7 protein-coding genes and 3 pseudogenes are annotated in these 10706 nt (G+C 58.3%); all 10 read left to right on the top strand.

The window, feature by feature from the left end; translation table 11 throughout:
- On the top strand, positions 1-515 hold a 515-nt coding region (locus tag F758_RS0141925), incomplete at its 5' end, for a serine hydrolase (protein WP_024513368.1).
- Positions 516-1755: 1240 nt separating this feature from the next.
- Positions 1756-3081 carry a DUF3422 family protein gene (locus tag F758_RS0141920; protein WP_024513367.1) on the top strand — a complete coding sequence of 442 codons (1326 nt, stop codon included), beginning with the start codon at positions 1756-1758 and terminating at the stop codon, positions 3079-3081.
- An 871-nt stretch (positions 3082-3952) separates the two neighbouring features.
- Positions 3953-4156, top strand: a pseudogene (locus F758_RS53700) (dicarboxylate--CoA ligase PimA); the annotation flags it as partial.
- Positions 4156-4428 (top strand): annotated as a pseudogene (locus F758_RS49035) (AMP-binding protein); the annotation flags it as partial. The pseudogenes F758_RS53700 and F758_RS49035, both read left to right, overlap by 1 nt.
- Before the next feature lie 434 nt (positions 4429-4862).
- On the top strand, positions 4863-6413 hold the full coding sequence (casA, locus tag F758_RS0141910) for a type I-E CRISPR-associated protein Cse1/CasA (RefSeq protein WP_024513365.1): 1551 nt from the start codon (positions 4863-4865) through the stop codon (positions 6411-6413).
- On the top strand, positions 6410-7060 hold the full coding sequence (locus tag F758_RS0141905) for a type I-E CRISPR-associated protein Cse2/CasB (protein WP_024513364.1): 651 nt from the start codon (positions 6410-6412) through the stop codon (positions 7058-7060). The genes casA and F758_RS0141905 overlap by 4 nt, the downstream gene beginning before the upstream one ends.
- 34 nt (positions 7061-7094) lie before the next feature.
- Positions 7095-8231, top strand: a complete 1137-nt coding sequence (gene cas7e, locus F758_RS0141900) for a type I-E CRISPR-associated protein Cas7/Cse4/CasC (protein WP_024513363.1) — start codon at positions 7095-7097, stop codon at positions 8229-8231.
- A gap of 5 nt (positions 8232-8236) precedes the next feature.
- Positions 8237-8965, top strand: coding sequence for a type I-E CRISPR-associated protein Cas5/CasD (gene cas5e, locus F758_RS0141895; RefSeq protein ID WP_024513362.1), 729 nt, complete (start codon positions 8237-8239; stop codon positions 8963-8965).
- Between the two features lie 11 nt (positions 8966-8976).
- The gene (gene cas6e / locus F758_RS0141890) at positions 8977-9705 is read left to right on the top strand and encodes a type I-E CRISPR-associated protein Cas6/Cse3/CasE (protein WP_063615024.1); all 729 of its coding nucleotides are present in this window, start codon (positions 8977-8979) and stop codon (positions 9703-9705) included.
- 582 nt (positions 9706-10287) lie between these two features.
- Positions 10288-10706 (top strand): annotated as a pseudogene (locus tag F758_RS49030) (serine hydrolase domain-containing protein); the annotation flags it as partial.

The raw sequence follows: 10706 nt of genomic DNA, 5'->3' as shown, positions 1-10706 counted from the left end.
ATCCGTCGGACGCGCAGCGCGAGCGTCTTGCTCGTCCATTTCCGCACGACCCGCTAACGGGTAAGCCGCAGCGTATTGAGCTCCTCGACACTCCAGCGACATTTGACTGCGGGGGAGCCTGCGCGTTTGCGACAGTCGGTGATTACGTGCGCTTTGGACAAATGCTGCTCAATGGCGGCGAGCTCGACGGNCANCGCATTCTCGGTCCCAAAACGGTGCACCACATGATTTCAAATCACCTTGGACCGGAGATCAAGAACAATGTCGCAACTGTGGAACCCCACCGTGCGGGCTTCGGGTTCGGGCTTGGGGTGGCAGTGCGGACCATTGAGGGTCTCTCAGCAGTTCCAGGCAACCCGGGGGAGTTTACCTGGACCGGCGCCTACGGCTCGCAATTTTTCTGCGACCCAAAGGAGCGTCTCCTTGTGGTAGTAGGAACGGCAGCACCTGGAGAAATCCGGAAGTACTATCGTGAACAAGTCCAGGACATCGTCTATGCCGCAATCGTCCGGTAATCAGCGTGGTTATCCCTCGAACCAAAGTGAGGCGAGTAAACGTGTTTGGCTCGGTTGTGGCCTCGCAAAGGGGCAGACGCGGATTGTTCGAAAGCCGACCAAGATCGAGGCAATGAAAAGCACTCACTAGTCACTAGCGCCGCAGATGCTTAGCGCTGCTGGCTTTGACCTCTGGCATTGAGAAAAGCCGTGTTTCCCCGCCGCGGCGGCCATTTCTCCGGTGGCCGAAGAGGCCGAATGATGGCGCAGCCATCGCCTTCCGGATCGTGTTTAACAGCCAAGGTCGCCCATGGCCTCAATGACGGCTCGCGCCTAAACAATCAGGTCTCTTTTCGTGAGCTAGAGCCTGGAGGTGAGCGGCGCACTCCAAGTTCGCGTGTTGTAGCGAGACAGGAGCCTGGCCAAACGCTCAAGTGTGCCCGGTCAAACAGGGTCGACGCCTTGCCGAAACACCTGAGATCGATATGGCCGGGCTGCGCTGTCCAAAAGCAAACGCGGCGCATGTCTGGAACCTGCCGGCGAGCTTCCGAAGCTCACATTGCGCTCAAAAAGCCTCGAGCGTTCCGCTCATCATGCTGGCCCAGATTCTGCAACGCCCTTCTCGCCTGAGAATGCAGGCCATAGCAACAGAATGGAGCGGCGTTTGAGTCTCGATCTGCCAGGCGACAATGTGGTCGCCGGTCCAGTGCTAACGAGAGAAGTCGCCTGCCCGTTTTACGCCGATATCAGCGGCCCCGGCGGCGAGAACGGAGGATGCTCGTGCTAAGCGGCGCCTCCCACTGCATCGGTCAGGTTACCGGACAGCAGTTTCCGAAAACGGGTCGAGGCATCGCTTCATGCGCACGCCAATTGTTTCACAGCGGTCAGCAGCCCTGCGAAGCCGGGCGAGTAAGCGTGCCCAGCTTGATGCAAGCAATCCTCTGACGGAGACTTGCGCTGCCGCCGACCTCGAGCGGCGGCTCGCACGCAGGCCATCGGGCGAATTGATCAACAGCGCTGGAATTTCACCCAAAAGGCCGGACGATGCACACCTCACGTGGTTGAGAACGTAGGTCTAAACCTGATGACTATGATTTACCTCCACCTGCTCGGGTTGGTTCAGCGCGCACTCGCCGTTCACGAGCGGAAGCGTACGTTAAGATCGATCGCACCTCGCGCGTGTACCCGTTTGCCGGCACGGCCGGTGCCGTTCCTGGTGAGGCCAACCATCGACGGTCACTGCAGAGCGAGGAGTCGATAAATGGTCAATGAGCTGGACTTGGGATTGTTCAAACTGCATCCGCAGCGTGACGCGGTGCTTGGTGAAGTGCATGCGCGACCTTTCACCCGCCTTGTTTCGTCATTCGGCGTGGTCCACTTTGCGTTCCTCGCCAAGGGCGATGCTGCTGCAAGCGATCGCCGCCGTTTCGTTGATTTCTGCCGAGAACACAAGCTTCCGCCGCCTGCCCCTTCGGCCAAACATCATCAGATCGCGATCGGGCAGGCCGTGCTACGCTGGGAGCAGCATTCGGAATTTGCGACCTTCACGTGGATATGGAGCACCGCGAATAGTCCGGCCAGTCGTCAGTTCGGTGAAATCGGAGAAAGCGTTCAACCGTTGATCCGGGAGTTGGAGCAGGCCGGAGAATTACTGGTCGCGATCAAGTTGGAGGTGGAGCGGGGTATTTCTCCAATCGAGCGCGCCGAACAGGTATTTGACAGAAGCAGCCTGGCGATGGTCACGGTCAAGTGTGGCGATGCCATTGTGGCCTCGGACTTTCGCGTGGACGAACTAGGTTTCACGAGAATCCTTGTTTACGACCTCGGACTGACGCCGGACGATCTCGGCGCGCTGGTGCAGCGTCTCCTAGAAATCGAGACCTACCGTCCGTTGGCGCTGCTTGGTCTGTCGACAGCTCTTGAGCTCGTGCCCTCTGTCGATCGCATCGATCACCGCCTTATTGAGCTGCTCGAAGAGATGCAAGGTGCCGAGGGGTTGAAGGTCAACAACCATTTGCTTACCGAGCTGACCGCGTTGGCCGTCGCCTTCGAAAGAGGCGCGGTCGGCAGTCTGTTCCGCTTTGGCGCCAGCAGGGCCTATAACGAGCTCGTACAATCGCGACTATCCATCGTCGAGGGCAGGGACATCGCAGGTTATCCAACCTGGTCGTCGTTCCTGGCCCGCCGCATGGCGCCCGCCATGCGAACCTGCGCTACGATGGAGGATCGACAGGCGAATCTGTCCGTCAAGCTAGCTCGTGCGGCCGATCTGCTCCGAACACGTGTTGATGTCGAAATCGAACGACAGAACCGTGACCTGTTGCACGCACTCAACGAGCGTACGAGGCAGCAGCTTCGGCTGCAATGCACCGTCGAGGGATTGTCGGTCGTGGCGATCGGATATTATGTGGTCAGCTTGTTCGGCTATCTTGCCAAGGGGGCCCACGAGGTCGGACTACATGTCGAGCCCTCGTTCGTGACCGCGGCCTTCGTGCCGATCGCGGTCGGCGTGATTTGGTTGGTCAGTCACAGTATTCGAAAGCATCACCTCAAGCACGATGACACGCCGTCCGTGGCTGGCGACTGAATTGCTATACCGAAGGCACATAGGACGCCATTAACGCGGCACACAAGCAGAAGAAGAGCCCCGGCTGGAGGCCTGGGCTCTCCGTCTGAATGACAGGATCAATGTTGAGAACTACCCGGCCGTCGAGCCGTAACTGGGCCGTGCGGTCACGAGATAAAAATCCGTGGCCGGTGCCTGGATGATGACCGCGATCTCAATCCCAGTCCCGGATCTCGGGGCAGCCGGGTGGCTGGTCTTTGAGCCCTGCGATACATCAGGGAACGTACTCCTACCTGTCAGCGATCAGCTGCACGCCACTGTTGTTGGTTTTCAGGGTCGATGGCCATGTCGCCGATCATTGCTCGAGCCCCAAAACCGCCCTTGATACCGCGATTGAATCAAGGCGATCGTAAGTATCGGCTGCTGTTGGCTCTGGAGCGTTGGTGTAGAAGGGCTGCGGAGCAGCGTCGGCACCGAGACCAGCCGCTGCTGCGCCAAACGCCGCGATGCTCGCCGTAACTAGCAACAAGTTTGTCATTTTGAGCTCCATCACCTAGATTCCCCCGGCCGCGACTTAACAACGACGAGGCAAACTTACTGTCCGGCAGTCCAACACTAACTCCGAAAGAAACAGCTGGAACCTCACGCAGCGTTAGGTTCCAGGCCTCCAAATCATGAGAACGGGATTGCCGCGCCGCCATCGCACCTGGCTGGAGTGAACCTGCGACGACAGGTCGTACACCGAGTTTTCGCAGTGATCATCAAGGCTGGTTGTGATCACTTTGTGGCTTGCAATTCGCGTCCAGTTTCCGACAACGGCGCGATTCCGGTTACCTTCAGAATAAGCCTCTGATCGGCGGTTCGCTCCTTCAAAGAGCAGTCAAAAACCTTAAGTGCACCGGATCATCCAATCAATTTGTTTGGCGCGTTAAGGGCGGGTGCGCGCGTATCGCACCTCTCGCCGATGGATGATGAGATCGCGCTGTCGCGCAAACTCACCGATTCCGGCAGCCGCGTGCTGGTCACCAGCGATCTCGCGGCGATTTTGCCGACCGCGCTGAAAATTCTGGAAATAGGTCTAGTTGACCGGCTGATGTCACGCGCGGAGTGCCAGTCTTACAGGTCTATGGTTCAACTGAGACCTGCCCCATTGCGGTATATACGAAGCTCTCGGGAGATCTCGTGCCTCAGGGATCAAGCGGCCTGGCCGGTCTCTGCTGCGAAGCGGCGATCATCGATGATTCCGGCAGCATGTTGCCGCCCGGCGCCCCAGGCGAGATCGCAGTCCGTGGCCCCAGCGTCTTCTGCGAATATTGGGGTAATCAACAGCCAACGCTTGAGGCTTTGAGTAATGGTTGGTATCGCACCCGTCCAAATGCGACAATATGGCGTCCAACACCAGTCATTGGCACTTTCCGGTCGGGCTAGCGACCTTCATGCATTTCACATCAAGATTTCAGGATCACCGAAGTCGAGATTTCCTTGAGACTTGAATCGCACCCAGCGTCAGGTTGTATGATTGCGATCTGTTCAAACAGCGGAATCACGGATCTCAAGTAACGAACTCTCGCCCATGCGAGAGGTGTCAACACGCAACAAACAACAATCTCTCGGATGTTCGACGAGTTTGGAACGGCGGGTCTGTTTTCATGTGGGCGGCGCATCAGAAGCCCGGCAACCGTCGCTTTGCATATAGCGAGACGGGACCGCCGACACACCCGCTCAAGCCCTGCGTTGATAGATGCTGTCTGTAGGCGCCTTTCACCGCATCATTCTTCCCAATCATCATCCGGATCTCCTGCGTGCCTCTGAACTGCCTAGAAGAGCCGCTCTTCACGACAAAGATCGGCACGGGACAAACGCATCTAGCGCTCCCATCCCTCTACTCCGCATTGATGAGGGACGTTGTCGACGACATGCCCGCCGTACGGCCTTATCAACGGCAGGCCTTGCATGCGTTCCTGGTGCAGGTCGGCGCACTTGCGCACTTGGAAGGGAACATTAATGCCCCCGCACTTGAGACGTCAGTGTGGGCGCGCTTATTGCGTCGCCTCACCGCGAACTTTAGTGGCGATGAACCTTGGAGCTTGGTCGTCGAGGACGTATCGAAGCCAGGCTTTCTACAGTCCCCAGTCCCAGAAGGAACGCTCAATGCCCTAAAACAGCGCGACGAAACGCCCGATGCCCTGGACATACTCGTGACTTCGAAGAATCACGACGTCAAGGCAAAACGGATGGTAATCGCCCGACCCGAACACTGGTTCTACGCGCTGCTGACGTTGCAGACGATGCAAGGATATCTTGGCGCGGGAAACTACGGGATCAGCCGCATGAATGGCGGCTTTGCTTCACGACCCATGGTTGGTCTCGTTCCAAATGGTGGGATGGGCGCGCGGGTGCGACGGGACATCAAGCGCCTCTTACAAGGACGCAGCGACATTCTAAACGACAATCCGGCGTTCGCGGCTGTGAACGGAATCGGCCTCGTGTGGATGGTACCTTGGAATGGAGACTCGCCCATTGCACCAAAGGAACTGGATCCGTTCTATGTGGAAGTGTGCCGGCGAGTGCGACTCATTCGAGAAGACACTCGCATCGTTGCACTTCGCGCAAAGACCAAATCTGCACGGATCGCCTTTCCTAAGCATACGAACGGCGTGACCGGAGACCCGTGGACGCCCATTGACCAGCGAAACACCGTCAGGAAGGCGCTCACGGTTGATGGCGCTGGGTTCCACTACAAGCGCGTGACAGACCTGCTCGATGCGCGGCAGTATAAGGCTCCCACTCTCCAGCGATGGCAGGAGGAGGACGGCACGGAAGGATACAGCTTCGTGCTGACGGTAATGGTCCGTGGGCAAGGCGGCACGGATGGCTTCCACGAACGTCGCATTCCCCTGCCCGCCTGCGCGCTGCCGCTCTTCGGAGCGGGCGTCGATACGCTCGCAACCTTGGCTAACGAACGTGTCGCGGACGCAGCGACGATGCGGGTTAACGTCTTGAGACCCGCACTAATTGCTCTCCAGGGCACCACTGACAATCCGCGCATCGCACAGCCTGCATGCGAAGCCAGGGCCTCGCCTTTTCTGGCGGCGTTTGATCGCAGCGTGGACAGCACTTTCTTCGAAGCGCTCTTCCATGAACTCACTGCGCCCGATGATGCCGCGAAGCGAACAGCACGACGCCAATGGCTTCACGCACTTAGGGGCTTGGCGATCCATCAATTGGCGACAGCAAAAGCTTTCACACCACGCTCGGCAATGCGCCGATACCAGGCGGAGGGCGTCGCCGAAGATGCGATCGAATCCGCTTTTCGTCGGAACTTTCCCAATGGCGACAGAGGTGCCGCATGATTGACATTTCGGTCACTGAGCCCCGCTGCGACGTGGATCCACGGCCTCCTCTTGGAGGCGGTTACCGCTCCTATCCGGTGGATGCGCCGCTCCGCAAACTGCGCAACAGGATCAGCATGCTAGCGAAGATGAAAGCCCGCGGCGAGCTCGCGGCGCTGAGGCGCCTCAATTCTGGCCGCTCCGACAAATCGGCCTTGTTCCGATTACTGACTGATTGTGTTCCACAGCAGCTTCTTGGCAGCGGCTCGGCGCCGGTCGGCGCTCCGGGATCCGAGTTAGATATGGTCCGGCGTTTTTCAGCAGTCGCTTCCATGATGGCGTTGCGGCCGGAGGGCCTAAGGACCTGGAGCCTCGGAAGAGCTATGGCCGAGGCAGGCGTAACCGAGCTGCGCTTGTCAATTTTTCTCGCGGCGCGCGGCGACATATTTAGAGATCTCGCGCGCCGTCTCGCCCGCCGGCTTGCTTACCATGCCGAGGTGCTGCCTTATCTCGATCTCGGGCGTTTGCTTCTCATGGAAAGTCTCCCCCAATATACTAACGATACCGACTCGGTACGGATCGCCCTTGCTCGCGATTTTTGCCGCTCCGCTCGCAGCATTTCGCCCACAACAGAAGGCAAGGCGGGCACGAAGTCGACCGACGAGTAAGACCTCTCTGACTCTCTGCACGATACGGCTTAACATGCTCGCGTCCCGCTTTCTGCAAATTCACTGGCTTACATCTTATCCGGCAACATTGCTCAACCGAGACGATAGCGGCCTCGCTAAGCGGCTGCCCTTCGGGGATACGCTTCGCACGCGGGTGTCATCTCAGTGTCTGAAGCGGCATTGGAGAACGGTTGACGATGAATGGTCGTTGCGGCGCATAGGGCCTGAAATGGCCGTACGTTCGCGGGAAACGCCAGAGAGGCGCATTCTTCCCGCGATGCAAGAAGCCAATGCCGGGACCGCTGACGTCATGGCTGCAACAGTTGCTGCGATCGCCGAGCAGCTATATGGCAGCAAGGCTGCGGAGCAATCGAAACGTCCAGTCTTGCTATTGGGCGAGCCTGAGATTCGATATCTTTCCGATAAAGCAATTGAAATTGGCAAAGCCGCGAAAGATGCAAACGCGGCCGACCAGGCCGTAAAGACATTGTTCAAGGAGGAAAGAGGCAATCTCTCCGCTCTTCGCCGCCAAGGCGTCTTGAACGCAGGCCTCGAGACAGCGCTCTTCGGTCGAATGGTTACATCAGATCCCGAAGCAAATACAGACGCCGCAATTCACGTGGCCCATGCGTTCACGGTCCATGGTGAAGCGGCCGAAAGTGACTACTTCACGGTCATAGACGACCTCGCGCACGAAGGTAGCTCCGCCTGCACAGCTGGTCTATTTGATACAGAGCTGAGCTCGGGGTTGTTCTATGGTTATGTGGTTGTCGACGTCCCTCTGCTTGTCTCGAATCTCGGAGATGATGTCGGCCTCGGCAGCAAGGTGGTCCAACATCTGATCCACCTCATTGCAAAGGTTTCGTGCGGCGCCAAACGGGGCTCCACGGCACCCTATAGCTACGCTGAGTTGATGCTCGTCGAAACGGGTGACCGGCAACCGCGTACGCTGGCGAACGCTTTCCGCCAACCTGTTAATGCGCGGTCAAGCGCGGCCTTTGTTGCGCTCTTCAATCATATCGAAAAGCTCGACCGAACATATGGTGCACATGAAATCCGGGGCCATCTGTCGATTGACCAAGGCGATTTACCAGGATCAACCCTCATGTCCCTGGACGATCTTGCCATCTTCGCCGCCAAGATGGTTGCCACTATGCCAACGGCGAAATGAGTCTCATGCCGTCATTCCTCATGTTGCGCTTGGAGGCGCCCCTGCTGTCTTTCGGCAGCGAAGCGATAGACGCGAATGGACCGACACGGGATTTTCCAGGCGTCTCGATGATGACCGGGCTGCTCGCCAATGCGCTCGGCTATTCTCGTCATGAACGGGCAAAGCACCAGCGGCTGCAAGATCGGTTAATCTTTGGCGTGCGGATCGATCGGGCTGGGCATCAGTTGCTCGATTTCCAGACCGCCCGGCTTTCAAAAAGCGATGAGGGCTGGACAACTCGAGGTAAGCCGGAAGGGCGCGCCGGCGGTGAAGACACGTACGATAGCCCTCACATCCGCTTGCGCCATTATTGCGCCGACCCCGCCTTGACGGTCGCGGTACGTCTTGCACCTCCCGACGAGTCACCGACGCTCGATGATCTCACCATCGCAGTTTCTCGTCCCGCGCGTCCTCTGTTTATCGGCCGAAAGCATTGCTTACCATCCACACATTTGCTCATCGGAGTTCGCGATGGAAAGAATAGCGTGGCTGCACTGCAGGCGACTCCCGCCGCTGATGATAGCTTAGATCGATGTCGCTTCGTTGTCCAGCAGTGTGAGCTCGTTACACTAGACTGCAGCCAAGTTATCCGCCTTACGCATCGAAGAGATTGGATCGCAGGAGTCCACACTGGAGAGGCTACTGTGTCGACGTTGACGCTTTCGGCTCAGGTTCCGAATGGAGCCGAGGCATGAGCGGCCTTCATATGGTCAGGCTCGATCCTGACGTGGGGCGCGCAATGGCTTGGGGCGTTCGCGAGAAGCTGCTGAAGCCTGGCGGCGATGACGGCTATCTATGGCACGCATTGCTTGCAGCGGCCTTCGGCGATCTCGCACCGAAGCCGTTTCGATTGGTAGAACAGAACGGCCACCGCCCTGCGTATCTTTTGGGCTATGCTAACGCTACGGAGGACGAATTGCGTCGACGCGCGGCGGAGTTTTGCGATCCCACGATTGCATGTGCGCTCCGGGTGTCTTCGCTGGCTGTGAAGCGCATGCCTGATTCTTTTATCGCCGGGCGCCGACTTTGGTTCGAGCTACGCGTACGTCCCGTGGTCCGGCAGACGAGAAACGGCGACAGAAGAAGAAAGCGCGAAATCGATGTGTTTCTACATCAGACGCGGGCGCGCCCCGATGCCAGGAAGCTCTCGCGCGATGCCGTTTACACGGCTTGGTTGGCCTCTCATTTCGTGAAGGGTGGCGCGGCCCTTGATATGATCCGCATAGTCTGGCTCCGCCGCTCGGCAATCACGCGCCGCGGCCGCGCGCGCACGGTTCAGGTTCACGGTGAAAAGGGTGGTGGCCCAGACGCCTGTTTCGAGGGCGCTTTGACAGTCACCGATCCGAACGCCTTCGAGGCGATGCTCGCCAGGGGCGTTGGGCGGCACCGCGCCTTTGGCTTTGGTATGCTGCTGCTGAAACCGATGCCGCAATAACGTCGCTTTGTTTGTTAATAGAAATAGGCGCTTGGTAGACGCCGATCTCATTTTCGAGCTTCCCCCGCATACGCGGGGATGGTCCCGGTGCATATGCGAACGGACAACTCGATGGCAAGAATTCCCCGCAAGCGCGGGGATCGTCCGCTCAAAGCTCGCGAGGGAAGCGCCCCACTGGCTTTGGCCTTTGGCACGACCGAGCGCGCTCAACTGGTGTTCCGTCACTAACATTCGAATCCGGACCTGTCGCGAACATGGTTCGCTCGCAGCATGGGAAACGACCTGATTGTAACTTGATGGCGATCGCAGGGGACTGGAGCAACGGTGCACCGATGGAAACACAGCTCAGAAGATTACCAAGCGAGCGAGGATCGTGCTGATGACGGCGGAAGATCATGGCGTTGCGGCGATTATACGTGAAGTCAAGGCTTCGAAGACCACCGTCTGGTCGGGGGTAGGACTATTTGGCCAAGCCTGGTGTCGATAGTGGAGTGGTGGCGTCTCTTCAGGCGCGCTTCGGACCACGCTTCGAGAATGTGTTTCGCTCAATGCGGTAGTCGGTATTAGCGACGTGATCTGATCATGACCGAGTGCCAGAATTACACGATGGGGATCCATTCAAAGTTCGAGGGAGAAGGAAAGGCTGCGCCCTTGCCGCAGGCCAGAGCCGACGAGGTCGGAATTTCACAGCAGCGGCTCATCTGGCTTGACGATTTCTTCGCTCGCGAGATAGCCGACAAGCGCGTGCCGGGCGCAGTGGTCGCAATTGCAAGAGACGGCAAGCTGATTCACTACAAGCCATATGGGCAGATGGATCCGGTAAAAGGAACGTCAATGCCACTCAATGCCCCTGTTTGCACTCGCCTCCATGACCAAGCCGATGGTGGCGGTCGCCGGGCTTACGCTGATGGAAAAAGGGCGCCTACCTCTACAGGCCAAGCTTTCGGATTACTATCCGGAATTCGCTAACATGAAAGTGGGGGTGCCGCAGACTAGCGGTC

It is taken from the genome of Bradyrhizobium sp. ARR65, from assembly GCF_000472385.1.
Lineage (GTDB): Bacteria > Pseudomonadota > Alphaproteobacteria > Rhizobiales > Xanthobacteraceae > Bradyrhizobium.
The sequence above is the reverse complement of the archived record's forward strand: the minus strand, read 5'-3'. Positions and strand labels throughout refer to the sequence as shown.